This window comes from Pseudomonas sp. PvP100 (assembly GCF_017833055.1).
Classification (GTDB): Bacteria; Pseudomonadota; Gammaproteobacteria; order Pseudomonadales; family Pseudomonadaceae; genus Aquipseudomonas; species Aquipseudomonas syringae.
Genome location: NZ_JAFIBO010000001.1, coordinates 5,845,739 through 5,869,391, shown reverse-complemented (window position 1 = coordinate 5,869,391; position 23,653 = coordinate 5,845,739). Strand labels below are relative to the sequence as shown.

The window sequence follows — 23,653 nt, the reverse complement described above, 5'->3', positions numbered from 1 at the left end:
AGTCGGAGGGCAAGGCGTTTTGGTTCCTTGGCGCGAGTCGCCCTCTCCAGCCCGGTGCAGCGGAGTCATCGCCAGTCAACGCACACAAACGGGAACCCATCCCCCCGTGCTGCCACTCACTTCGGGCAACGCCAAGGCAGAGTCCTCATCGACCTATAGAACCCGACAAGGACGCGGCGATCAACGCCGGTAACTCCGGAAGACGACGCTGGTTCATATGTCCATCCCATCGAGGTAAAGCACCATGAGCATCGGTATCAACTCCTCCACCTCCTACCAACCCGCTTCAACCCAGCTGGACTTCTCGGCGCTGAGCGGCAAAAGCCCGCAGACCAATACGTTCAGCGAGGAGAGCACTGCACAGGCCGTCGACCCGAGTGCCCTGCTGTTCGACACTGCCAGCCAGAAAGACGTCAGTTTCGGAAAACCCGACAATACGGTTCAAAGCCCCACCGACAGCAGTGCTGCAACTGACCCTCAATCCAACGTCGTCAAGCTGCTCAGCGCGCTCGTCACATCGCTGCTGCAAATGCTCATGAACCTTAATAAAAAACAGGACACGGGTCAGGACGCCAACGAGTGGCAAGACCCGTTTCAAAACAATGGCGGACTCGGTACGCCATCGACCGAAGGCGGTGGCGGTGGTACTGAGGCGGCTTCAAGCGGGGACGACGGCGGAGGCGGTACTGAGGCGACTTCAGGCGGTGACGAGGGCGGCGGCGGTACAACGGCGGCGACGGGTGGTGGCGATGGTGGCGGTACATCCCCGACCACTGAAGGTGACGGCGGCGGTAGTTATGCGTCGACTGGCGCAGACGGCAGCGGCACGCCTTCGACCGAGGACGGAACCGGTGGCGGTGGCGGTGGCGGTGGCGGTGATGGCGTAACGCCTCAAGTCACCCCGCAACTGGCCAACCCTGGCCGCAGCTCGGGCAACGGCACGGTTTCGGATACAACGGGATCCCTTGAGCAATCCGGCAACGTCAATGTCGTGAAAGACACCATCAAAGTAGGTGCTGGCCAGGTGTTTGACGGTCACGGTGCAACCTTTACCGCCGACAAGTCGATGGGCACCGGCGACCAGGACGAACATCAGAAGCCCCTGTTCGAACTGGCCGAAGGCGCTGTGCTGAAAAACGTGAACCTGGGTGAGAACGAAGCCGACGGCATCCACGTGAATGCCAAAAACTCGGAGCAAGTCACCATTGATAACGTGCACGCCCAGAACGTCGGTGAAGACATGATCACGGTCAAGGGCGAAGGAGGCGCAAAAGTGACCAACCTGAACATCACTAACAGCAGCGCCAACGGTGCCGATGACAAGGTCATTCAGCTCAATGCCGATACCCACCTGAAAGTCGACGGTTTCAAGGCCACCGATTTCGGCACGCTGGTCCGTACCAATGGTGGCAAGCAGTTTGATGACATGAGTGTCGAGCTCAATGGCGTGGACGCAACCCACGGCAAGTTCGCACTCGTCAAAAGCGACAGTGACGATCTGAAACTGGCCACTGGCGACATCGCCATGACCGACGTCAAGCACGCCTATGACAAGACCAAGGCGTCTACCCAGCACACCGAGCTCTGATACGACGCATACATGAGGAACAAGCAAAGGGGCGCATTCCGTGTAGGGCGCCCCTTTCCTTTACTGGCTATGGTGGAAAACGCTTATGCGCGTCCTGGCTGGAACGGCACCGCGCTCGGTGAACCCGCTGCAATGCCACCCTCTTCGATGTCCGGCTCACGAGCATTGCGACGACGTAATGTGTCACGCAAGGATGCCCCCGTCGCAGCAATCGCTTCACCACTCGCGTCAATGCCCGCCTTGGCCAGCTTGACAGCCTGGTCAGCGACATAGCTGGTCGAACTCGACGCCGCCGATTTAACCGTATCCTGCAAGAACGACTCGGCTTTTTTTACTGCGGGATCGGTTGCGACCGCTGCGGTGGTCCAGGCCGCAAAAACGCCTGCCGAGCCGGCCATATTGGTCAGTTGGCTGACCGCCGCTTTGGTGGCCGGGTCAGTGATATTTTTGGTCGCTATCTCCTGTAATTTGCCCACGCCGGCAAAGCCGCCTGCCAGGGCCAGCCCGTTTTGCGCAAGACCGGTGGCCGACACCAGGCTTCTCACTGCTTTCAGGCCGTCGGTGGCGACGTCCAGCGGCAGACCCGCCACCCGCTTGCCGGCGTTCAGCGCCGCGCCGGCGTAGCTGGCTGACTTGATCGCATTGTAGGCATCGAGCCAGTCGGTTTCTTCACTCAAGTCTGCCTTGGGTTGCTTGTCCTTGATGCCGAGCACGAATGCACCGCCGCGCAAGTGATCACGCGCCTGCACACTGAGCATCCGATTGCCGAACCCCGCGTTGGCCACCAGGCCGCCTGCCGCCGACACGCTGATGTCGACCGCACCCTGCACGGCGGGTCTGGATGCCAATGCTGGCGCCAGTACGGTACGCACCGCATTACGCGCGCTGTAAGTCTGAACGGCAATGCCCAGATCGACCGCCTGACGCATGACACCCGGCGAATGACGCTTCACGGAAGCCGCCATCGCATCATGCAGTTTCTCAGGCGAGGTGCTCAGGTAGTGCAGGTTGCCCGTGGCGCGATTCATGACCGTGGTGCCGACCTGATCCATGATCCCGGACAGCGCTCCGGACACAAATGGCGTCAGGGGTTTGAGCGGCGTCGGCAGCCAGTCGCCCTTGTTGATGGCAGGCTGCATGTATTGCAGCACTGACGCAGCGGCAAACGGCGTGGCGCGCAACGCGGTCGAAGCGGTGGTTGCCATCCTGTCGAACTTCTCCGCCTTGGCGAAGGTGTCGGCAATGGTGGCAGGCGTTTCGCCCTCGTCCAGCAAACGTCTGGCGCGAGAGTCGATAATGTTGTCGATCTGCTCGTTGTGCGCATGAACGGCATCCTGGTCAACGGCCGACTCACTCAACGGCAGTTTGTGCGCAGCGAACACATGATCTTTCAGGTAATCGGTAATGGAATCCAACATGGTCTGCTCGGCAGGGCTGAGCTCGCGCACGGAACTGGAGGCCAATGATTGCGATGCGGAATAAAAGCGCTCCAGCTCGATGCTGGGCTGCGGGCTGCCGGTTCGGTTGATTTGCATTGAAACTCCCTCTCTATTGCGTAAGTTGCATAGCAACGCGACGAGACGGGTCTGGCCGGACGACTGGCCTGCGAACAGGCAAGGCAATGGGGCGTCGGTCCGAGAGTGGTAACAATTGCAAACGTCCGGGAGCCCGTCAGCGAAGAGGACCGACAAGGCTGTGTGGTCGCAAGGGTGCCGGGGGTTCCAGCTGTTGAAATGGTCAAGACAGGCGTAACTGTTTCGCCACCATGAAGAATTAAGCGAGCTTTAAGCCTCGGTCAGTAAGTTTGCAGCGTGGTGTGTTGATTGACCGCGCCAAACCCCTTCCAACCCAGCAAAGGAGTGCCGCAATGCCTGGTCCTTTTGAAAAAAAATGGCGGTGCATCAGCAGAACGGTCACCTACGTTGGCTGGTCACTGTTCTGGCTTCTGCTCTGGGACGTGGCCGTGACCATGGACTTCATGTTGATCCAGGGTGCGGGGATAGATCTCCCACTGATGCCGCTCACGCTGCTTTGCTCGGCATTGATCGTGCTGATCAGTTTTCGCAACACCAGCGCCTACAACCGCTGGTGGGAAGCTCGCACGTTATGGGGCGCGATGGTCAACAGCTCGCGCAGCTATGGCCGCCAGGTACTGACCTTGATTGAAGGCAATGCCAACGAGCGTGGCAACCCGGTGAAAGAAGTATTGTTCAATCGTCACGTGGCTTACCTGCGGGTACTGCGCGCTCATTTGAAAGGCGATGTCAGCACAGCAAAACTCGAAGGGCTGTTACCGGTTTCCGAGATTCAGCGCGCAAAGGAGAGCAATAACTTTCCCAATGACATCCTCAATGGCTCGGCGGCCATGATCTCCGAAGAATTTGCCGAAGGGCGAATCGACAGCATCCGTCTGGCGCGACTGGAGTCGACCATGGTCGAACTGTCCAACTGCCAGGGCGGCATGGAGCGTATCGCCAATACGCCGCTGCCTTACCCGTATGTCTATTTCCCCAGACTGTTCAGCACGCTGTTCTGCATCATCATGCCGCTGAGCATGGTGACCACTCTGGGCTGGTTCACCCCGGCGATATCCACGGTGGTCGGCTGCATGCTGCTGGCAATGGACCGCATCGGCACTGACCTGCAAGCTCCATTCGGCGCCAGCCAGCACCGGATCCGCATGGAAGACCTGTGCAACACCATCGAAAAAAACCTGCGCTCGATGTTTGACGCACCGGCAAGGCAAAGTCTGGTGATTGACGCGCAAGACCAGCAGGGCAGCGCCTGGCAACCGCATCGGCTGGTGGTTTAGAAGCGCTTGACTGGCGTGCCGATGCTCAACGTCGGTACGCCATCCGGGACATTGAGCATCCCATTGCCAGACCGCAGGCAGCACGGTTCAAAACACAAATCCCTGCCCCAGTTCGCTTTCCATCCATTCAAGAAATCGCCTGACTCTGGGGAAGCTGGAGTGCGCCTTGGGGAATACCAGATGGTGCGCGGCGACCGGTGCAGTCAGGGCTTGAGGGGCAACTTCGATCAGCTCGCCCGTGGCCAAGTACTTTTGCGCCAGCAGCGTACTTTCCAGCGCGAACCCCAGCCCGTGGCTAGCCGCTTCGAGTGTCATGTATGAGCGGTCGAAACTCAGCGCGTAGGGTTTTTCCGGGCGAGCCAGGCCATGCCGGGCAAACCATTCAGGCCACTTCAGCAGTGTGGCCTCGGACAGAATCAATTCGCGGTCGAGCAAGCCAGCGGCGCTCTCCACCGGACGGCGCGCCAACAGCTGCGGAGACGCCAGCACAGCGAATTTCTCATCACGCAAGGTGCGCACTTCATAACTCGGCCAGTTCGGCCTGCCATGCCGGATATCCACGTCGATTTTGTCCCTGCTGAAATGCAGCGACTCGTAAGAACACGACAGGTTGATCTGAATGTCCGGGTGGCTTACCCGAAAGGCTTCCAGCCTCGGCATCAGCCACAGCAGCCCGAAACTGGGCGCAGAATGCAGACGCAGGCAATCGAGGCTGACATCGCTGGCGGCACGCTCGGTGGCGACGGCGAGGCTGTGCAGCACTCCAGAGACATCTTTCAGATACTGCTCACCCACCGGCGTAAGGGTCACACCACGGGCGGCCCGAACGAACAGCTGGCGACCAATCAAGGCCTCCAGACGAGCCAGTTGGTGGCTGACTGCCGACGGCGTCAGGTCCAGCACTTCGGCGGCTCTGGCCAGATTGCCAAAACGCGCCGTCTGCTCGAAGGCCTGAAGCGCTTTCAGCGGTGGCAGGCTCAGAGGTGCCTCGTCATCAGGCCGCATGGATGCTCCGCTGTGTCCGATTATTTGAATTTCGTTCATTCAACCACTCACCTGCCGAATTGACGAGAGGTGAATTTTTTTCAGCATCCAGTGATTTTTGCGGCATTGCTCAGGGCCGGCACCGGGAACACTCTGAAGTCATCGATCACCCGAATCGAACCCATAACAATAATCAGAGGTAACCCTCATGCTTCTTCAAGGCAAAATTGCAGTGATCACCGGTGCGGCATCGGCGCGCGGTATCGGTCGCGCAACTGCGATCACCTTCGCCAACCATGGCGCACGTGTGGTGATCATCGATCTCGACGAGTCCGCAGCACGCGATGCTGCCGCCGCACTGGGCGAAGGTCATCTGGGCCTGGCAGCCAACGTCGCCGACGAACACCAGGTTCACGAGGCCGTCAGCAAAATCATCGCGCACTACGGTCGCATTGACATTCTGGTGAATAACGCCGGTATCACACAGCCCATCAAGACCCTGGACATCCGCCCTGCCGATTACGACAAGGTGCTCGACGTCAGCCTGCGCGGCACCTTGCTCATGTCGCAAGCGGTGATCCCGACCATGCGTGCCCAGTCCTCGGGCAGTATCGTGTGCATGTCTTCGGTTTCCGCCCAGCGCGGCGGCGGCATTTTCGGCGGGCCTCATTACAGCGCCGCGAAAGCCGGCGTGCTGGGACTTGGCAAAGCAATGGCGCGGGAATTCGGACCCGATCAGGTGCGTGTCAACTCCATCGCCCCCGGCCTGATCCATACCGATATCACCGGCGGCCTGATGCAGGACGAGCGACGTCACGCGATCATCGATGGCATCCCGCTGGGTCGTCTGGGCGCGGCGCAGGACGTGGCCAATGCGGCGCTGTTTCTGGCCAGCGACCTGTCGTCCTACCTCACCGGTATAACGCTGGATGTGAACGGCGGCATGCTGATTCACTGACCGCGAGTGGACGGGCTGGCAAACAGCCTGTGTTTGTTCTGGATCGACGATACGCCAGGCGGTTGCCTGGCGATCTATAAAAACAAGAGATCAGACCATCATGATAACCACCATGACCCTCGACGCGGTGTCGACCACGCGCGCCAATGCCTACCGCAAGACCGCCTGGCGACTGATGCCGTTCCTGATGCTGTGCTACCTGTGCGCGTACCTGGACCGGGTCAATGTCGGCTTCGCCAAGCTGCAGATGATGAACGACCTGGCCTTCAGCGAAACCGTCTACGGGCTGGGTGCAGGCATGTTTTTCATCGGCTATTTCCTCTGTGAGGTGCCCAGCAACCTGATCCTTCACCGGGTCGGTGCCAGACGCTGGATCGCCCGCATCATGATCTCCTGGGGGATTATTTCCGCGCTCTTCGCCTTTGTCGAAACTGCCTGGCAGTTCTACGCCCTGCGCTTTCTGCTCGGGGTGGCGGAAGCCGGTCTGGCACCCGGCCTGCTGCTGTACCTGACGTACTGGTTCCCCTCTTATCGCCGCGCGCGCATGACCGTGCTGTGGTTCATCGCCATCCCGCTGTCCGGGATGATCGGCGGCCCGCTGTCGGGCTACATCATGACCCGCTTCGCAGGCGTTCATGGCTGGGCCGGCTGGCAATGGATGTTCGTCCTCGAAGCGATCCCGACGGTGATCGTCGGCTTGCTGGTACTCAGCTATCTGAAGGATGGCGTGCATCAGGCGACATGGTTGTCCGCTGAAGAAAAGGAACTGGTCAACAAAGAGCTGCAGGAGGACAACAGCCAGAAAGTGGTACACGCGTCGGTAGGCGCCTTCATTCGCGACAAGCGTCTATGGCTGCTGGCGTGCATCTACTTCTGCGTGGTGATGGGCCAGTACGCGATCACCTTCTGGCTGCCGACGCTGATTCGCAATGCAGGCGTTTCCGACCCGCTGCATATCGGTCTGATGACCAGCCTTCCCTACCTGTGCGCAATCGTCGTGATGCTGTTGATAGGGCGCAGCGGCGACAAGCATCGAGAACGCCGCTGGCACCTGGTCGGCCCGATGATCGCAGGCGCGCTCGGGCTGAGTCTGGCGGCGCTGTTCGGCGGCAATCTGCTGCTGTCGGTGCTCAGCCTGTGCCTCGCTGCAGCGGGCATTCTCTCGGCATCATCAATGTTCTGGATGCTGCCCACCACCCTGCTGGGCGGGGTATCGGCGGCCGCCGGGATCGCCGGAATCAACAGCTTCGCCAATCTCGCGGGCTTCTGTTCGCCCTATCTGATCGGCTGGATCACCACCACGACCGGCTCAAGCGCCATCGGTATGTACCTGATTACCGGCGTGCTGTTCATCGGCGCGTATCTGGTACTGCGCATCCCTGCCGCCTCGGTCAATCGTTGAGTCAACGGAGTAATCACCATGACAGCCACTACCTTATCTGCGCCTTCCACCTCGCTGGCGCAGCGCGCTCATAACATTCGCCGGCACGCATTACGCATGGGCCAGGTTCAGGGCCAGGGTTATGTCGGACAGGCGCTGGGCGCTGCGGACCTGCTCGCCGTGTCCTATTTTCACGCGCTGAACTATCGCCCTGAAGACCCTGAATGGGAACAGCGCGACCGCTTTTATCTGTCGATCGGCCACTACGCCATTGCGCTGTACGCGGCGTTGATCGAGGCGGAAATCATTCCGCTCGATGAGCTGGAAACCTACGGCTCGGACGACAGCCGATTGCCCATGTCCGGCATGGCCACCTACACCCCCGGCATGGAAATCACCGGTGGCTCACTGGGTCATGGGCTGGGCATTGCGGTGGGGGCCTGTCTGGGCTTGAAGCGCAAGAACTCCAGTGCCTTCGTCTACAACCTGCTGTCGGACGGCGAGCTGAACGAAGGCTCCACCTGGGAAGCGGCGATGTCCGCCTCGCACTGGAAGCTGGACAACCTGATCGCGATCATCGATGTGAACAACCAGCAGGCCGATGGCCACTCCAGTGAAGTACTGGCGTTTGAACCCATTGTCGATCGCTGGCAGGCGTTTGGCTGGTTTACCCAACGGGTCGACGGCAACGATCTGGACGCGCTCGTTGCAGCTTTCGACAACGCGCGCCAGCACGCCGGTACGCAGCCCAGGGTCATCATCTGCGACACAAAAATGGGCAAGGGCGTGGCGTTTCTGGAAACCCGCGAAAAGACCCACTTCATCCGTGTGGATGAGCATGAATGGGACGTCGCACTGAATAACCTCGACGAGGGGAAAACCGTATGAGCTCTGCCAATCACACACCGGCTCCGTCCGGCGCCACGAAGAAAAAACTGACCACCTCGGCGATGATCGCGTCTATCGCGTCCGAGGGTCAGGCCACTCGACCGGCTCCGTTCGGCCATGCATTGGCGGCACTCGCAGAGCAACGTCAGGACATCGTCGGACTGTCGGCTGACCTGTCGAAATACACAGACCTGCACATCTTCGCCAAAGCGCATCCCGAACGTTTCTATCAAATGGGCATGGCCGAACAGTTGCTGATGAGCGCAGCGGCCGGCATGGCCAGGGAGGGTTTTGTACCGTTTGCGACCACTTATGCGGTATTCGCCTCCCGACGCGCGTATGACTTCATTTGTATGGCGATTGCCGAAGACAACCTCAATGTCAAAATCGTCTGCGGCCTGCCGGGCCTGACCACCGGTTACGGTCCCAGCCATCAGGCCACCGACGACCTGGCGATCTTTCGCGCCATGCCCAATCTGATGATCGTCGACCCCTGTGATGCACTGGAAATCGAACAGGCGGTTCCGGCAATCGCAGCGCATCAAGGCCCGGTTTACATGCGCCTGCTGCGCGGTAACGTACCCTTGGTGCTGGACGAGTACGGCTACACGTTCGAGATCGGCAAAGCCAAGACACTGCGCACTGGCAACGACGTGCTGATCATTGCCACCGGCCTGATGACCATGCGTGCACTGGAAGCGGCCAAGCAGCTGCAGGCTGACGGTATCGACGTGGCAGTGCTGCACGTCCCCACCATCAAACCGCTGGACGAGCAGACCATACTCGCTGAAGCCAGAAAACCGGGCCGGCTGGTGGTGACGGCCGAAAACCATTCGGTCATTGGCGGGCTGGGCGAGGCAGTGGCGACGGTGCTGCTGCGCAATGGCGTGACGCCCACGTTCAGGCAGATCGCCCTGCCAGACGCTTTTCTCGACGCTGGCGCGCTGCCTACACTGCATGACCGTTATGGCATTTCCACGCCCGCCGTCTGTACGCAAATCAAGGCGTGGCTTTAAGCACTGGCAGGCGCAGGGGCTGATCTCCCTGCGCCTCGGGAGCACGTATTGAACGCCGATGAATTACTGGACCCGGCCTATCGTTGGTTCATGGACGAGCCGTCGAGCAACTGGACGCTGCACACCCTTGCCGACATCAGGGCTCGCGTCAGCGCCACCTGGGCCACCGCCGCCACAGCGCGCGGCGAGCAACACTGGACCTCCTCCGATTCGGACAATGGCATCAGGCTATGTCTTTATCGCCCGGACCTTTCACACCCTCACACTGACCTCCCGGTCATTTTGTATATCCATGGCGGCGGCTTTGTACTGGGCAGCCCGGAGATGGCCGATGATGACCTGGTCAAGCTGGCCGTCGAGCTCCAGGCAATCGTCATTGCCGTCGATTACCGGCTTGCCCCCGAGCATCCGTTCCCGATCCCGCTGGAGGACTGTTACGCAGCGCTGGAATGGATATTCTGCAACGGAGCGGCGCAGGGCATGAACACCAGCAATCTGGTGATCATGGGCCACAGCGCCGGCGGCGGGCTTGCTGCCGCGCTCGCCCTGCTGGCAAGAGACAGAGGTCTGCGGACCATCGCCGGCCTGGTGCTGATCTACCCGATGCTGGATCACCGCACAGGCACACCCGACGCTCCGCCAGCCAACCCGACTACCGGCACTTTCAGCTGGTCGCGTCAGGCCAATCATTTTTGCTGGGAATGCCTGCGCGGTGCCTACGCAGTGGACGATGATCGCAAGGCCCTGTTCTCCCCTGCACTGGCCACCGACCTGAGCGATCTACCGCCCACTTTCATCTGCGTCGGCGCACTCGATCTGTTTCTGGAAGAGGACCTGTCATTCGGGCTGGCCCTGTCGCGCTCGGGGGTGCCTGTGGAATTGCATGTCTACCCAGGCGTGCCGCATATGTTCGATCAGTTGCCAGGCGAGCAGACCGCGCAGGCTGCGCAAGATATTGCCCGCGCCATGCGCAGGATGATCGCCGCAGGGTTATGCGACTAGAATGACGCACATGTTGCATCAATTCGTAAACAAGGGAATGTATGTTCAAGCAATGCCTGTTACTCGCTACGGCCATCTCACTGAGCGGCTGTTGGAGCCTGATGTATCACCTCGATGGTGAACGTTGCGTCTATCCCGGCACACGACACGGCTGGGCATGGGGTACTAAAGATGTGACATCGACCTGGCCATGGCTGATAGACGTGCCGTTCTCTCTGGCGCTGGATACGCTGTTTTTGCCCTACGACCTCACCGCTTTCCTGCCGGAAAACCTTGGCGGTGATGATCGCGAGTGCCATTTCAATGATGGGCTGAATGTGCTTGGTTGACAGGCACCCATAGAGTAAGGACACGTTGATGCTCGCCACCAGACTTCACCTCCTGTGCGGTAAGATCGCATCCGGTAAATCGACACTGGCAAAATCAATCGCGACCGAACATTCAGCGATCCTGCTGAGTGAAGATCAATGGCTCTCTCGGCTCTACCCTGACGAGATCACATCAGTGGCGGACTACGTGCGCCTGGCCCATCGGATTCGCGACATCATCGGCCCTCTGGTCATCGACATGCTGAATTCGGGCATGTGCGTGGTTCTGGATTTCCCTGCCAATACGCTCGCCGACCGCCGGTGGCTTCGCAGCCTGGCTGATGACGCGCAGGTCAAGCATCGACTGCACTATCTTGATGTGGAGGACGATATTTGCCTTGCCAGACTGCATGCCCGCAACGAAAGAGCCGAGCATGACTTTGCGGCTACAGATGCGCAGTTCAGGCTCATCACCCGCTACTTCCAGATTCCACACACTGACGAGGGGCTGGATATTCTGGTTCACGGCCTGTAATTCATCAGAGGGCGCGTGACGACGTCCTTTCAACAGTCTGATTTCTGATGTTCCTGCAACAGGCACCCTGCGTAACCGGTCGACGAAAACCGGAACAAACGGATGCCTTAACGCCACTACCCAACGATGCCTGCCATATGAACCTTCGGCCGATATGGCGCTCACTTTATAGGTTGCCTTGTCTCATTGCCGAAAGGAATTCGCATGCTTTCGACCTCACCATCGACCCCTCTTGCCAGCCCTGTCGAGCGTGAGCTCAGTCTACGCGCGGTCATTACCGGGGTTGTGCTCGGTATCCTGTTGACGCCTTCCAATGTGTACGCCGGGTTGAAGATCGGCTGGTCGTTCAACATGTCGATCATTGCGCTGTTGATCGGTTATGCGATCTGGCAAGGGCTTTCGAAGCGTTCCTCCGGGCAGCTGCCGTGGACGCTGCATGAGAGCAACATCAATCAGACGGTCGCCTCCGCCGCTGCCTCGATCATTTCCGGCGGGCTGGTCGCGCCGATTCCGGCTTATACCTTGCTGACCGGCCAGCAACTGGATGCCATCCCGATGATCGCCTGGGTTTTCTCGGTGAGCTTTCTGGGGATCTGGATCGCCTGGTATTTGCGGCCTTCGCTGCTCAATGACACATCGTTGAAGTTTCCCGAGGGCATGGCCACTCTGGAAACCCTCCTGCACATCTACAATCATGGCCGTGAAGCCGCGACGCGCCTCAAGGTGCTGCTCAGTACCGCGTTGCTGTCGGCGCTGGCCAAGTGGGTCGACACGTTCGTGTGGGCGTTCCCGCGCTGGTCGCCGAGCGCTCAGTTGGAGCGCCTGACCTTCAGCGCTGACCCCTCGCTGCTGCTGGTGGGGTTCGGGGCGATTATCGGTATTCGCGTCGGCTTGACCCTGCTGATCGGAGCCTTGCTAGCCTGGGGTGGCCTGGCGCCGTGGCTGCTGGAACAGGGGCTGGTGACGCTACCGGCCGACAGCAGCGGCCCGCAGTTCGCCGCGCTGGTGGAATGGTTGCTGTGGCCGGGCGTTAGCCTGATGGTCTGTTCGACGCTGGCCTCATTGGCCATCCGCCTGTGGACACTGCACGCTTCTACCAAAGCCAGCGGCGGAACACCCTGGTCAATGCCCAAGCCCGGGCCGGCCGCCGGTTTTGCGCTGGCGATCCTGCTGGTCGTCAGCCTGCAGGCGCTGTTGTTCGGTATCAACCTGTGGATGGCCCTACTGACCATTCCTCTGGCGATCTGCCTGGCGGCCGTGGCGGCGCGCGTGGTCGGTGCCACGGGTATTCCGCCCATCGGCGCAATCGGGCAGTTATCGCAACTGAGCTTCGGCATCGTCGCGCCGGGTCAGGTGCCGATCAACCTGATGAGCGCCAACACGGCCGGCGGTTCAGCCGGGCAATGCACCGATTTGATGAACGACTTCAAGGTAGGCCGGGCGATTGGCGCCACGCCGCGCAAACAGTTGATTGCCCAGACCCTGGGGATTTTCGTCGGCAGTATCGTCGGGGTCCTGGCCTATATGGCGCTGATCCCGGACCCGCAATCGATGCTGCTCACCGAAGAGTGGCCAGCCCCGGCAGTGGCGACCTGGAAAGCCGTGGCGCAGACGCTGACGCACGGTCTGGACTCGCTGTCGGCGAGCATCCGCTGGGCAATTTTCATCGGTGGTCTGGCCGGTTTGCTGCTGGGCATCCTCGACAGCACACTGCCCGCGCACCGCGCCCGGTACCTGCCCAGCGCCGCAGCACTGGGCCTGGCCTTCGTACTACCCGCCTCGGTGTCGTTGATGATGGCGCTCGGTGCAGTGCTCACCTGGCTGGTGAACTGTCGCTGGCCATCGCTTACCGAACGCTTCGCCATCACCGCAGCGGCTGGCCTGATTGCCGGCGAGAGCATTACCGGCGTTGGTGCTTCGTTGTGGCAGATGGTTCAGAACGGCGGGTAGTCGCATGCATGGCGCGACAGGCAAACTGCTATGCTTCGCGCCTGTGCAAGCGAGTTGAAGAACATGAATCGTCGCAAGAAAATCCAGCAGTTGCTCAAGGCCCATGCCAAAAAGGCCAGCGCCAAACTGGCCCCGCAGAGCAAGGAAAAATACATCAGCAAGGCCGACCGCGTGAAGCTGGCGGCCGAAGCGGATCAGGACTCCAACAGCCCGTCTGAAGGCTGACCCGCCACGTAAGCGCCATCGTGCGACGCAGAGCGTACGGAACTGCATTGCCACGCTGGAGCGTGAGGAACGATCAGCCCGAATATCAGGCACCGCGGTTACTTGGCGAAAGAATATTCCCCGCCCTGCTCCAAAGCCTTGCGGTACGCAGGTCTGCCCTGCAGTCTTTCAACCCACGCGGTCACGTTCGGGTACGGCTGCAGCATTGCCTGGGCCTTGGCGAACTCGCCGATGAAGCTCATCTGAATGTCCGCACCACTTAGCTCGTCGCCAAGCAGATACGGAGTCAGCCCCAAGGCCTCGTTCAGATAGCCCAGGTAGTTGGCCAGTTCCGACTGGATACGCGGATGCAGTGGCGCACCTGCGTCACCCAGACGCCCAACGTACAGGTTGAGCATCAGCGGCAGAATCGCCGAGCCTTCCGCGAAGTGCAGCCATTGCACGTATTCGTCGTAGGTTGCGCTGGCAGGGTCCGGCTGCAGACGACCGTCGCCATGGCGGCGAATCAGGTAGTCGACAATGGCACCGGACTCGATGACCACATGCGGGCCATCTTCGATGACAGGTGATTTGCCCAGCGGATGCACCGCCTTGAGCTCGGGTGGCGCAAGGTTGGTTTTCGGGTCGCGTTGATAACGTTTGATTTCGTAGGGCAGGTCGAGCTCTTCGAGCAGCCACAGAATACGCTGCGAACGTGAGTTGTTCAGGTGATGGACAGTGATCATGTCGGGCTCCGCCGGGTGAGAGTGTCTAAAAAAGACTGCGCTACCACCCCGGAGTGCCCTGAAATGATTTTACTTCGATGAACGTACTGGAATCGTTCAGGTAGCTCTATCACTCGAAACGCTCGCCGCTTCGCCACGAAGCTCGCGCTCCACTGCCGCTTTATCGATGATCGACCAGACGCCGACGATCTTGCCGTCGCCAAAGGTGTAGAACACGTTTTCGCTGAAGGCAATGCGCTTGCCAAGCGCCTCCAGCCCGAGAAAACGGCCTTGCGGAGAGCAGTTGAAGAGCAGACGGGCGGCAACCTGTGGTGCTTCGACCACCAGCAGGTCGATATTGAAACGCAGGTCGGGGATGATCCTGACGTCGTTTTCCAGCATCGCCCGGTAACCGGCCAGACTGATCCGCTCGCCGTTGTAGTGCACGCCGTCGTCGACGAAATTGCCCAAGTCCTGCCAGCGACGGTCATTGAGGCAGGCGATGTAGGCACGGTACTGCTCAGCCAGGTTCATATGGCGCCCTCCTTTTCAAACGATACCGACGCAGCCTCGTTGAAAAGGCTGCGAACAATTGCGGCCTTACTGTAGCGCTTATGAGCAGCGCAGAGAGTGAGTAATGACAGCAGCGTATGTGCCAGATAAAAACGGCTTGTAAATCAATGAAAAGCATCTTTTACCAGTCAAAAAAACTGAATTTCATTGACAGCAAAAGGGGAAAACAGGGGCGTTATGACAAGCAAAAGTTAATCGTTTCAGCAGTCTCACGCTCAAGGCTTTCGCCAGGAAAACAATCCTGAGCGGGTTTGTAGGGAACTAGCACGGCCGACACCGCCCTAAGCGTGACATCCACGTACTGGCGCAACGCTGGTTTCAAGCCAAGGACTTCAGATTCATGTCTTCTAGTAGCACCTCAGCAGCGGCGGGTCAGCAAGGCCGGCAACGCGCTGCATCGAATCGACTCATCTTTATCTCTGTGCTTGTGGCGACCATGGGCGCGCTGGCGTTCGGGTATGACACTGGCATCATCGCCGGTGCCCTGCCGTTCATGAGCCTGCCCGCCGATCAGGGAGGCCTGGGTCTGGATGCGTACAGCGAAGGGATGGTCACCGCGTCACTGATTGTCGGCGCCGCGTTCGGCTCGCTTGCCAGCGGCTATATCTCCGACCGCTTCGGACGCCGCCTCACATTACGCCTGCTGTCAGTGCTGTTTATCGCCGGCGCACTGGGCACCGCCATTGCGCCGTCGATTCCGTTCATGATTGCAGCGCGCTTCGTGCTGGGTATCGCAGTGGGCGGCGGCTCTGCCACAGTGCCGGTGTTCATCGCCGAGATCGCAGGCCCGTCACGGCGTGCGCGGCTGGTCAGCCGTAACGAATTGATGATCGTCAGCGGCCAGTTACTCGCCTATGTGCTGAGTGCGGTCATGGCGGCCTTGCTGCATACACCGGGGATCTGGCGTTACATGCTGGCCGTCGCCATGGTGCCAGGGGTGTTGCTGCTGGTCGGTACGTTCTTCGTACCTGCGTCGCCGCGCTGGCTGGCCTCCAAAGGCCGTTTCGACGAAGCGCAGGATGTGCTGGAGCAACTGCGCCCCAGCACACAGGACGCGCAGCGTGAAATCGACGAGATGAAAGCGCAGGACGAAGAAGCTCGCCATCGTCCCAAAGCAAGAGAATTGCTGCGTCAGCGCTGGGTCATCAAGTTGTTGCTGATCGGTGTAGGTCTGGGCTTTACCGCGCAGTTCACCGGGGTGAACGCGTTCATGTACTACACGCCGATCATTCTCAAGAACACCGGGATGGGCACCAACGCTGCGCTGACCGCGACGATCGGCAACGGCGTGGTGTCAGTCATCGCAACCTTGCTGGGCATCTGGGCCATCGGCCGTTACGGGCGTCGGCATTTGCTGATGACCGGTCTGGTCATCGTGATTCTGATGCAGGCAGCGCTCGGTTGCGTGTTGCAGTTCATGCCGCAGAACATGACCCAGAGCTACACCGCCCTCGCCTGCATTCTGGTGTTTCTGCTGTTCATGCAGATGTGCATCTCGCCGGTCTACTGGCTGCTGATGTCAGAACTGTTCCCCATGCAGGTGCGCGGCTTGCTGACCGGCACAGCGGTATCGATGCAGTGGTTGTTCAACGCATCGGTAGCGTTCACATTCCCGATTGCAGTCGATACCATCGGCAACCCGACGTTCTTCATCTTCGCCGCCATCAACATTGGCTCGTTGATTTTCGTGTTCCTGTGCCTGCCGGAAACCAAGGGCAAGTCGCTGGAGCAGATCGAAAAGCATTTGAAGAAGGAGCTGTAACGGCGACCGGATGAGGTCGTCAACGGCCTCATCCGCCCTCCAGGCAGATCAGCGCACCAGCATCGAAGCTGCCGCCGCGACCATGATTGCCGCCGCACCACGAAACAGTTTTCTTTGCGCACTCTCACTCGACAGCAAATGTCGAATGCGCAAGGCGGCAAATATGAACACGGCCCCGACCGCCAGCAGTACCAGCACCGTCAGCGGCACCAGAACCAGCCCCCACGTCTGCAAAGAGACCGTTTCAAGATTGATGACCAACGGCAAAAGCGCCAGATAAAAGGCAATGGTCTTGGGGTTGCCCAAGGTAATGGTCAGTCCGGACGCGGCCGCGGACAGCAACTCTTTTTTCTTCGCTGATTTTCCGATTTCGATGGCTTGATGATCTGCGAACCAGAACTGCCAGGCCAGATAGCACAGATAAATCGCGGCCCCCCAACGCACGACCTGAAACAACGCATTGAAGTGCTCGGCGATCATGGCAAGACCAAACACTGCAAATGAAAGATAGGTCAAATCACCCAGAATCAGCCCGGACAGCAGGCAGAAGCCTGACACCGCCCCGCCGCTGACACTCCGTGCGACGAGCGCTGCCATACCGGGGCCAGGAATGGCGGCGGCAATACCCAACGCTGCCGAATACGTAAGAACCTGAGTCAGATCAAGCATGTTGCACTCCTTGAGACTTGACGCTGATTAATGAGCTTGCTTGAGATCCAGAAGGCAAACCCCTGTGTCGAAAAATATTACGTGTTTCCACGCGGAAAGAATCATCTGTTCTTACTAGCTGGATGGCTAAAACCGGTATAAATTTCCTGCAACATGAGGAGTAACGGTATTTATGACCCAACCGACATTAAGCCCGATAGATGTAAGGATCCTGACGGCGCTGCAGCAGGATGGCCGTATCACCAACCAGACCCTGGCCGACCAGATCGGCATGTCTGCCTCGCCCTGCTGGCGACGGGTCAGGCAACTGGAAGAACATCGCTATATCCAGGGTTACAGAGCCGTACTGGACCGCCGCAAGATAGGGCTTGGCGTCATGGTGTTCATTCGTATCAGCATCGACAGTCATAGTGAGGCCGAGGCCAGAAAGTTCGAGAAGGAAGTCATGCAGCTGGAGGATGTCGTGGCGTGCTACAGCATCGGTGGCGATGCGGACTTTCTGCTTCAGGTCGTAGCGCCCGATCTGGATTCCTTTGCTGACTTCGCCATGACCGTGGTCAGACGATTACCCGGCATCAAGGAAATGCAGAGCATGTTCGTGCTCAAGGAAATAAAACCGTTCGTCTCGTTCCCGGTAAAGCAGCCCGCATAGCATAAATGCGTGCATTGGCATCAATGACTGCACGCCCATCATTTCAAATAAAGGAATAGCCATGCCCGCGACCGAGCCAGCCACCGTGACCTTCACCAGCGCCATCCCGATCCTGCGGATCTTCGATGAACGCAAAGCGCGTGAGTTTTACATCGACTTTCTCGGTTTCAGCATCGAGTTCGAGCACCGCTTCGAAGCGGATCTGCCGTTGTATCTGGGCATCAGCCGTAACGGGTTGAACCTGCACCTCTCCGAGCATCACGGTGACGCCTGTCCAGGTGCGGCGGTGTTCATCCCGACGCAGAATATCGAGCAATTGCGCGATGAGCTGATCGGCAAGCAGTACGGCTATGCCCGCCCGGACATCGTCCAGCAAGGTTGGGGGAAAACCCTGGAAGTCTGCGACCCGTTCGGTAACCGGCTCAGGTTCTGCGAGAGCTGAGAAACCTGCATTGATGTCAGCCGTGCGGCGATACATTCGCCCTGCGGCTGACACGACCCATCTTTGTGCACACAGACACGTTCAAGCGCAAACATGACGCATGACTGCTGAATAACACCCTGCCAATTGCCGGTAACCTCCCTGTAAATCGCCCTCTGACCAAGCTTGGCCCGTAACGTGCAAACCCGTCAGTTCATCTTGTATACATGAATGAACACCACCATGACTGCACTCGATATCCCTGAACTTCAGTCGGCGCTCCGCTCGGGCGACACCACGCTGACGACACTGGTGCACACCCTGACCGCACACATCGATGCGGATGACCGGGCAGAGGTCTGGATTCATCGCGTCCCGCTGGCACAGCTTGTCGAGCGGGCAAAGGCGCTGGAGAGTATCGCCGAACAACTGGGCGATGCGCTGTATGACCGGTTGCCGCTGTTCGGCGTGCCCTTTGCGGTCAAGGACAATTTCGACGTGGCGCACATGCCGACCACGGCTGCTTGCCCGGCGTTCGCCTACGTGCCCGAGGACAATGCTCACGTTGTGCAACTGCTGCTCGACAGCGGCGCGATACTGATGGGCAAGACCAATCTCGATCAATTCGCCACTGGCTTGGTGGGCGTCCGTTCGCCCTACGGCGCGGTGCGCAATGCGCATGATCCGGCCTACGTCAGCGGCGGCTCGAGTTCCGGCTCGGCAGTGGCGGTAGCGCGTGGCTACGTCAGTTTTGCACTGGGCACGGACACCGCAGGTTCAGGCCGCGTGCCGGCCGGCTTCAACGGCATCGTCGGGCTCAAGCCCAGCCTCGGCCTGTTCAGCAGCCGCGGAGTCGTGCCTGCCTGCCGCACGCTGGACTGCCCATCCATCTTTGCCAAGGATGTCATGCAAGCCTGGCAGGTAGCGCAGGTCATTGCAGCTTACGACCCGCTGGATGCGTCCAGTGTGGCCGTGCAGGCATTGCCGGTGCAGCGCAGGGTTCGGCGTGTCGCCGTCGCGCGGCACTGCGAGTTCTTCGGCGATGAGCAGGCCAAGGCGGCTTACCTCAAAACCCTTGAAGCCCTGCAGAACGACCCGTTGGTGACGGTCAGCACCATCGAGTTCGACGTGTTCGCCGAGGCGGCTGCCCTGCTGTATCAAGGCCCGTGGGTGGCGGAACGCCGCGCTGCGATCGGCGAATTCTTCGCCAGCAACGCGGCCGATATTCATCCTGTGGTACGCGGCATTGTGCAGAGCGCGGATTCATTCGACGCCGTGGACACGTTCAACGCGCGCTATCGCCTGGCAGAGCTGACCCGCGCTGCGCAGCAGTTGCTGACCGACATCGATGTGCTGGTGGTGCCGACCGCGCCGTGCATGCCGACCATCGAAGCGGTGCTCGGCAAACCGGTCGCGCTTAACTCACAGCTCGGCTATTACACCAACTTCGTCAACCTGATGAACATGTGCGCCATCGCCATCCCGACAGATCGTCGCGCGGACGGATTGCCCGCGGGCATCACGCTGATTGGCCCGGCCGGTGCCGATCAGCGCCTGGCAGAGATCGCCGCCGCCTGGCAGCCGCTGTTCGGCCAGGCTGACCAGCGTGACGCCGTGGCGATGGCCCCCCTGCCCTATAACAGCCCGACCGTGCAGGTTGCGGTGGTCGGTGCCCACCTCGTTGGCCAGCCACTCAACTGGCAATTGCTCGAAGGCGGCGCGCGTCTGCTGCGCAGCACAACCACCAGCGCGGATTACCGCCTGTATGCGCTGGCAGAAACGACGCCGCCGAAGCCGGGACTGGTGCGCGTCGCTGAACAGGGCGCGAGCATCGAGATAGAAGTCTGGGAAATGCCGCTGAGCCAGTTCGGCGCTTTCGTCGCGGCCATTCCCGCGCCACTGGGCATCGGCTCCCTGCAATTGGCCGACGGCCAGTGGGTCAAGGGTTTCATCTGTGAACCTGGCGGCCTTGAAGGCGCGCTGGACATCACCGGCTACAAAGGCTGGCGCGCCTACCGCGCCGCGCACACATCTTCCATCGCTCAATGACCCGAGGTAGCACACATGTCGAATGTTGATCGTCGCAGTTTCATCAAGTTGGCGGGCATTATCGGCCTGAGCGCAGCGCTGCCTTTCGGTCGCGCCTATTCAGCCGATGCGCCGCTGGTAGTGGGTTTCATCTACGTCGGCGCTCGCGACGACTTTGGTTACAACCAGGCCCACGCTCAGGCAGCGGCCATCATCAAGACGCTGCCCAACGTCAAAGTGATCGAGGAAGAAAACGTTCCGGAAACCGTGGCCGTACAGAAGACCATGGAAGCCATGATCCGTCAGGACGGCGCCACGTTGATTTTCCCGACCTCGTTCGGCTATTTCGAACCGCACGTGGTCAAGGTCGCCAAAAAGTACCCCGACGTCCGTTTCGCGCACTGCGGCGGTCTCTGGCAGAAAGGTCGCGACCCGATGAACGCGGGGAGCTTTTTCGGTTACATCGACGAAGCGCAATACCTCAACGGCGTGATCGCCGGGCACATGAGCAAGAGCAAAAAGCTCGGTTTCGTCGCCGCCAAACCTGTGCCGCAAGTGCTGCGCAACCTGAACGCGTTCGCCATGGGTGCCCGCTCGGTCGACCCGAGCATCGTCACCACAGTGATCTTCACCGGTGACTGGTCGCTGCCGGTCAAGGAAGCAGAAGCTGCCAACGGCCTGATCGACCAGGGTTGTGACGTGCTGACCTGCCATGTCGACGGGCCCAAGGTGATCGTCGAGACGGCTGAAAAACGCGGCGTGATGACCTGTGGCTACCACGCCAGCCAGGCTGCGCTGGCGCCCAAGGGCTACCTGACCGGTGCCGAATGGAACTGGGAGACGCCTTATCGTGCTCACGTCGCAGCAGCCCAGAGCGGCGCGCCGATGATCAACTTCCTGCGCGGCGGGCTGAAGGAAGGCTTCGTGAAAACGTCTGCCTACGGGTCTGCTGTCACGGCCGACGCCAGGCAGAAAGCCGATGCCATCAAGGCGCAGATGATGGCCGGTCAGTTCGTGATTTTCAAAGGCCCGCTCAAGGACAACAAGGGCAACGTGGTGATTGCCGATGGTGTTGCCCAAGGCCAGACCGACATTGCTCTGGAGAGCATGAATTACCTGGTCGAAGGCGTGCTTGGCCAGCTCTGAGGAACGTTCATGAGTTCATCGACAAGTCTGCGCCGCGTGGCCAGCGCGTTGTTGCCAGGGTTGCCTACAGTGCTGGCGGTGTTTTCCTCGTGCATGCTGTTCGGGCTGTTTCTGGCGGTTCAGGGCAAGCCTGCCTGGCAGGCGCTGCAGCTGGTCGGCGAAGGCGCGTTCGGCTCGTGGTTCGCCCTGGAAAACACCTTGCAACGCGCCGCGCCGCTGATGCTGACCGCGCTGTGCGTCGCCCTGCCCGCACGGGCCGGGCTGATCATCATCGGCGGTGAAGGCGCGCTGGTACTGGGCGGCCTGGCTGCCGCAGTGACACCCTTGTGGCTCAGCCATCTGCCAGCCGCTTTGATGCTCGCCTGCATGGCCGTCGCGGCAATGACCGTGGGCGCCCTGTGGATCGGCCTGAGTGGCTGGATGCGCCAGCGGCGCGGGGTCAATGAAACGATCAGCAGCCTGCTGCTTTCGTACATCGCCCTGGCCCTGTTCCGGCAGTTGGTGGAAGGCCCCCTGCGCGACCCGGCAAGCCTGAACAAGCCTTCGACGCCGCCGCTGGACGATGCCTATATGATCGGCACGATCAGCGACAGTTTCGAGGTGCACTGGGGCCTGGTGGCGGGCGTCGTCGCCTGTCTGCTGGCGTATGTGCTGGTGCGCCACAGCGTCAAGGGGTTTGCCCTCGCCGTGGTCGGTGGCAACGTGCGTACTGCGCTGATGATCGGCTTGCCCGTGGACCGGCTGATCATGCTCAGTTGCCTGCTGGGCGGTGCGGCGGCGGGTCTGGCCGGCATGTTCGAGGTCACCGCAGTGCAAGGCAGCGCCAACGCCGCGCTGATCGCAGGCTATGGCACCAGCGGCATCCTCGTGGCCTTCGCCGCTCGCCATCATCCGCTGGCAATTATCGTCTGCGCCATCCTGCTCGGCGGGCTGGAAGCCAGTGGCGGACTGCTGCAGCGACGGCTCGGTCTGCCGGACGCCACCACACTGATTCTTGAAGGTTTGCTGTTCACCAATCTGCTGCTCTGGGAAGCCCTGGGTGGGCGTATCGCCGCCTGGAAGATCAGGCTGACGGCGGCGCCTGCGCCGCTCGACAAGGGAGCACTGCAACATGGCTGATATCGACCTGACTACCTTTCTGCTCGCTCTGCTGGCCGGAGCCATCCGCGTCGGCACACCTTTTCTGTTCGTCAGCCTGGGCGAATGCCTGACCGAAAAGAGCGGCCGGATCAACCTGGGGCTGGAGGGCATTCTGGTGGCTGGCGCCATGTCCGGATATGCCGTCGCATGCCTCAGCGGCTCGGCGTGGCTGGGCGTCGGTGCGGCTGCCGGGGTCGGCGTTCTGCTGGGCCTGCTGCATGGGTTGGCGTGCTCGTTGCCAAGGGTCAACGACATCGCGTTCGGCATCGCGCTGATCCTGCTCGGCACCGGCCTGGCGTTCTTTCTCGGCAAAGCCTTTATCCAGCCACAGGCGCCCATGCTGCCTTCACTGGCGCTGGGCGCCTGGAGCAGCGAAGAACGGGTGCGCTCGGCATTGAACATCAATGTGCTGTTCTTCGTCGGTGCAGCACTGGCGTTCGTTCTGCACTGGGGGCTGCGCACCACGCGCTGGGGGCTGATGCTGCGTCTGGTCGGCGACCATGCCGAAACCGCTCAGGCGCTGGGCTATCGACCGCTCAAGGTACGCATTGTGGCCACTGCGGTCGGCGGCGGGCTGGCCGGTATCGGCGGCGCCTACCTGTCGCTCTACTACCCCGGCAGCTGGAACGAAGGGCTGTCCAGCGGTCAGGGACTGATGGCCGTGGCGCTGGTGATTTTTGCCCGCTGGCGCCCGTTGGCGTGTCTGTGGGCGTCGTTGCTGTTCGGCGCTGCCGGTGCCATCGGCCCGGCCCTGCAAGCGGTCGGTATCAGCAGCGGCTATTACCTGTTTGCCGCAGCACCTTATGCGCTGACGCTGGTGGTGATGTACGCCACCTGTCGCCGTGGTCGCACGTTGAACGGCGCGCCTGGCGAACTCAGCCTGACGCGATGAACTGATCTTTTCGAGGAGG

At 60.4% G+C, this 23,653-nt stretch carries 23 protein-coding genes; 18 read left to right on the top strand and 5 right to left on the bottom strand.

Features of this window, described 5'->3' with window-relative positions; translation table 11 throughout:
* Positions 1-244 precede the first annotated feature (244 nt).
* Positions 245-1,588, top strand: a complete 1,344-nt coding sequence (locus JOE39_RS25520) for a pectate lyase (protein ID WP_210078126.1) — start codon at positions 245-247, stop codon at positions 1,586-1,588.
* A gap of 83 nt (positions 1,589-1,671) precedes the next feature.
* Here JOE39_RS25520 and JOE39_RS25515 read toward each other — a convergent pair whose 3' ends face one another.
* Entirely contained in the window at positions 1,672-3,123 is a 1,452-nt protein-coding gene (locus JOE39_RS25515; RefSeq protein WP_210078127.1) for a type III effector, read from the bottom strand.
* Between the two features lie 332 nt (positions 3,124-3,455).
* Here JOE39_RS25515 and JOE39_RS25510 point away from each other — a divergent pair, with 332 nt between their 5' ends.
* Complete coding sequence (locus JOE39_RS25510) at positions 3,456-4,400, top strand: bestrophin family ion channel (RefSeq protein WP_003421865.1); 945 nt, start codon at positions 3,456-3,458, stop codon at positions 4,398-4,400.
* A gap of 87 nt (positions 4,401-4,487) precedes the next feature.
* Here the strand turns inward: JOE39_RS25510 and JOE39_RS25505 are convergent, their stop codons facing one another.
* Positions 4,488-5,405 (bottom strand): LysR substrate-binding domain-containing protein, encoded by a 918-nt coding sequence (locus JOE39_RS25505; RefSeq protein WP_044311879.1) that lies wholly within the window; start codon positions 5,403-5,405, stop codon positions 4,488-4,490.
* A 187-nt stretch (positions 5,406-5,592) separates the two neighbouring features.
* On the opposite strand from JOE39_RS25505, the gene JOE39_RS25500 reads away from it, so the two are divergent.
* The 9 genes from JOE39_RS25500 to JOE39_RS25460 all read left to right on the top strand — a co-directional run bounded on the left by JOE39_RS25500 (position 5,593) and on the right by JOE39_RS25460 (position 13,647).
* Entirely contained in the window at positions 5,593-6,342 is a 750-nt protein-coding gene (locus tag JOE39_RS25500; protein WP_003314121.1) for an SDR family NAD(P)-dependent oxidoreductase, read from the top strand.
* A 100-nt stretch (positions 6,343-6,442) separates the two neighbouring features.
* On the top strand, positions 6,443-7,744 hold the full coding sequence (locus JOE39_RS25495) for an MFS transporter (protein WP_210078128.1): 1,302 nt from the start codon (positions 6,443-6,445) through the stop codon (positions 7,742-7,744).
* Between the two features lie 18 nt (positions 7,745-7,762).
* A complete protein-coding gene (locus JOE39_RS25490; protein ID WP_024664439.1) occupies positions 7,763-8,611 on the top strand; it encodes a transketolase in 849 nt (282 codons plus the stop codon).
* The gene (locus JOE39_RS25485) at positions 8,608-9,627 is read left to right on the top strand and encodes a transketolase family protein (protein ID WP_003339860.1); all 1,020 of its coding nucleotides are present in this window, start codon (positions 8,608-8,610) and stop codon (positions 9,625-9,627) included. The genes JOE39_RS25490 and JOE39_RS25485 overlap by 4 nt, the downstream gene beginning before the upstream one ends.
* 48 nt (positions 9,628-9,675) lie before the next feature.
* Entirely contained in the window at positions 9,676-10,629 is a 954-nt protein-coding gene (locus JOE39_RS25480) for an alpha/beta hydrolase (RefSeq protein WP_210078129.1), read from the top strand.
* Between the two features lie 41 nt (positions 10,630-10,670).
* A complete protein-coding gene (locus JOE39_RS25475) occupies positions 10,671-10,958 on the top strand; it encodes a YceK/YidQ family lipoprotein (protein ID WP_003314115.1) in 288 nt (95 codons plus the stop codon).
* 28 nt (positions 10,959-10,986) lie between these two features.
* On the top strand, positions 10,987-11,472 hold the full coding sequence (locus JOE39_RS25470) for an ATP-binding protein (RefSeq protein WP_010424391.1): 486 nt from the start codon (positions 10,987-10,989) through the stop codon (positions 11,470-11,472).
* A gap of 204 nt (positions 11,473-11,676) precedes the next feature.
* Positions 11,677-13,422 carry an OPT family oligopeptide transporter gene (locus JOE39_RS25465; RefSeq protein ID WP_057419598.1) on the top strand — a complete coding sequence of 582 codons (1,746 nt, stop codon included), beginning with the start codon at positions 11,677-11,679 and terminating at the stop codon, positions 13,420-13,422.
* 63 nt (positions 13,423-13,485) lie between these two features.
* Positions 13,486-13,647 (top strand): DUF2986 domain-containing protein, encoded by a 162-nt coding sequence (locus JOE39_RS25460; protein ID WP_065087521.1) that lies wholly within the window; start codon positions 13,486-13,488, stop codon positions 13,645-13,647.
* 98 nt (positions 13,648-13,745) lie between these two features.
* On the opposite strand, the gene JOE39_RS25455 is transcribed toward JOE39_RS25460, so the two are convergent.
* Positions 13,746-14,372, bottom strand: a complete 627-nt coding sequence (locus JOE39_RS25455) for a glutathione S-transferase (RefSeq protein WP_003314111.1) — start codon at positions 14,370-14,372, stop codon at positions 13,746-13,748.
* A 96-nt stretch (positions 14,373-14,468) separates the two neighbouring features.
* Positions 14,469-14,885 carry an ester cyclase gene (locus JOE39_RS25450; RefSeq protein WP_003314110.1) on the bottom strand — a complete coding sequence of 139 codons (417 nt, stop codon included), beginning with the start codon at positions 14,883-14,885 and terminating at the stop codon, positions 14,469-14,471.
* A gap of 379 nt (positions 14,886-15,264) precedes the next feature.
* Between JOE39_RS25450 and JOE39_RS25445 the strand changes: the two genes are divergently transcribed.
* Entirely contained in the window at positions 15,265-16,686 is a 1,422-nt protein-coding gene (locus tag JOE39_RS25445) for a sugar porter family MFS transporter (protein WP_210078131.1), read from the top strand.
* A 48-nt stretch (positions 16,687-16,734) separates the two neighbouring features.
* Here JOE39_RS25445 and JOE39_RS25440 read toward each other — a convergent pair whose 3' ends face one another.
* Positions 16,735-17,355 (bottom strand): LysE family translocator, encoded by a 621-nt coding sequence (locus JOE39_RS25440; protein WP_003339882.1) that lies wholly within the window; start codon positions 17,353-17,355, stop codon positions 16,735-16,737.
* A gap of 172 nt (positions 17,356-17,527) precedes the next feature.
* Here JOE39_RS25440 and JOE39_RS25435 point away from each other — a divergent pair, with 172 nt between their 5' ends.
* The 6 genes from JOE39_RS25435 (at position 17,528) to JOE39_RS25410 (ending at position 23,634) form a co-directional block, all read left to right on the top strand.
* Positions 17,528-18,007 carry an Lrp/AsnC family transcriptional regulator gene (locus JOE39_RS25435; RefSeq protein ID WP_011266867.1) on the top strand — a complete coding sequence of 160 codons (480 nt, stop codon included), beginning with the start codon at positions 17,528-17,530 and terminating at the stop codon, positions 18,005-18,007.
* Between the two features lie 61 nt (positions 18,008-18,068).
* Complete coding sequence (locus JOE39_RS25430; RefSeq protein ID WP_010424410.1) at positions 18,069-18,449, top strand: glyoxalase superfamily protein; 381 nt, start codon at positions 18,069-18,071, stop codon at positions 18,447-18,449.
* 222 nt (positions 18,450-18,671) lie between these two features.
* Positions 18,672-20,477, top strand: coding sequence for an allophanate hydrolase (atzF, locus tag JOE39_RS25425; RefSeq protein ID WP_210078133.1), 1,806 nt, complete (start codon positions 18,672-18,674; stop codon positions 20,475-20,477).
* Between the two features lie 15 nt (positions 20,478-20,492).
* Complete coding sequence (locus tag JOE39_RS25420; protein WP_210078135.1) at positions 20,493-21,602, top strand: BMP family ABC transporter substrate-binding protein; 1,110 nt, start codon at positions 20,493-20,495, stop codon at positions 21,600-21,602.
* A gap of 9 nt (positions 21,603-21,611) precedes the next feature.
* On the top strand, positions 21,612-22,721 hold the full coding sequence (locus JOE39_RS25415) for an ABC transporter permease (RefSeq protein ID WP_210078137.1): 1,110 nt from the start codon (positions 21,612-21,614) through the stop codon (positions 22,719-22,721).
* Positions 22,714-23,634 (top strand): ABC transporter permease, encoded by a 921-nt coding sequence (locus tag JOE39_RS25410; protein ID WP_003421850.1) that lies wholly within the window; start codon positions 22,714-22,716, stop codon positions 23,632-23,634. Before JOE39_RS25415 ends, JOE39_RS25410 begins: the two co-directional genes overlap by 8 nt.
* Positions 23,635-23,653: the final 19 nt, after the last annotated feature.

Bases quoted from the DNA above. Each gene is read 5' to 3' on its own strand.
- JOE39_RS25410 (WP_003421850.1), top strand. From the start codon at position 22,714: ATGGCTGATATCGACCTGACTACCTTTCTGCTCGCTCTGCTGGCCGGA.
- JOE39_RS25455 (WP_003314111.1), bottom strand. From the start codon at position 14,372: ATGATCACTGTCCATCACCTGAACAACTCACGTTCGCAGCGTATTCTG.
- JOE39_RS25440 (WP_003339882.1), bottom strand. From the start codon at position 17,355: ATGCTTGATCTGACTCAGGTTCTTACGTATTCGGCAGCGTTGGGTATT.
- JOE39_RS25415 (WP_210078137.1), top strand. From the start codon at position 21,612: ATGAGTTCATCGACAAGTCTGCGCCGCGTGGCCAGCGCGTTGTTGCCA.
- JOE39_RS25485 (WP_003339860.1), top strand. From the start codon at position 8,608: ATGAGCTCTGCCAATCACACACCGGCTCCGTCCGGCGCCACGAAGAAA.
- JOE39_RS25490 (WP_024664439.1), top strand. From the start codon at position 7,763: ATGACAGCCACTACCTTATCTGCGCCTTCCACCTCGCTGGCGCAGCGC.
- JOE39_RS25495 (WP_210078128.1), top strand. From the start codon at position 6,443: ATGATAACCACCATGACCCTCGACGCGGTGTCGACCACGCGCGCCAAT.
- JOE39_RS25435 (WP_011266867.1), top strand. From the start codon at position 17,528: ATGACCCAACCGACATTAAGCCCGATAGATGTAAGGATCCTGACGGCG.
- JOE39_RS25460 (WP_065087521.1), top strand. From the start codon at position 13,486: ATGAATCGTCGCAAGAAAATCCAGCAGTTGCTCAAGGCCCATGCCAAA.
- JOE39_RS25505 (WP_044311879.1), bottom strand. From the start codon at position 5,405: ATGCGGCCTGATGACGAGGCACCTCTGAGCCTGCCACCGCTGAAAGCG.
- JOE39_RS25420 (WP_210078135.1), top strand. From the start codon at position 20,493: ATGTCGAATGTTGATCGTCGCAGTTTCATCAAGTTGGCGGGCATTATC.
- atzF (WP_210078133.1), top strand. From the start codon at position 18,672: ATGACTGCACTCGATATCCCTGAACTTCAGTCGGCGCTCCGCTCGGGC.
- JOE39_RS25430 (WP_010424410.1), top strand. From the start codon at position 18,069: ATGCCCGCGACCGAGCCAGCCACCGTGACCTTCACCAGCGCCATCCCG.
- JOE39_RS25465 (WP_057419598.1), top strand. From the start codon at position 11,677: ATGCTTTCGACCTCACCATCGACCCCTCTTGCCAGCCCTGTCGAGCGT.
- JOE39_RS25445 (WP_210078131.1), top strand. From the start codon at position 15,265: ATGTCTTCTAGTAGCACCTCAGCAGCGGCGGGTCAGCAAGGCCGGCAA.
- JOE39_RS25520 (WP_210078126.1), top strand. From the start codon at position 245: ATGAGCATCGGTATCAACTCCTCCACCTCCTACCAACCCGCTTCAACC.
- JOE39_RS25515 (WP_210078127.1), bottom strand. From the start codon at position 3,123: ATGCAAATCAACCGAACCGGCAGCCCGCAGCCCAGCATCGAGCTGGAG.
- JOE39_RS25450 (WP_003314110.1), bottom strand. From the start codon at position 14,885: ATGAACCTGGCTGAGCAGTACCGTGCCTACATCGCCTGCCTCAATGAC.
- JOE39_RS25470 (WP_010424391.1), top strand. From the start codon at position 10,987: ATGCTCGCCACCAGACTTCACCTCCTGTGCGGTAAGATCGCATCCGGT.
- JOE39_RS25500 (WP_003314121.1), top strand. From the start codon at position 5,593: ATGCTTCTTCAAGGCAAAATTGCAGTGATCACCGGTGCGGCATCGGCG.
- JOE39_RS25475 (WP_003314115.1), top strand. From the start codon at position 10,671: ATGTTCAAGCAATGCCTGTTACTCGCTACGGCCATCTCACTGAGCGGC.
- JOE39_RS25510 (WP_003421865.1), top strand. From the start codon at position 3,456: ATGCCTGGTCCTTTTGAAAAAAAATGGCGGTGCATCAGCAGAACGGTC.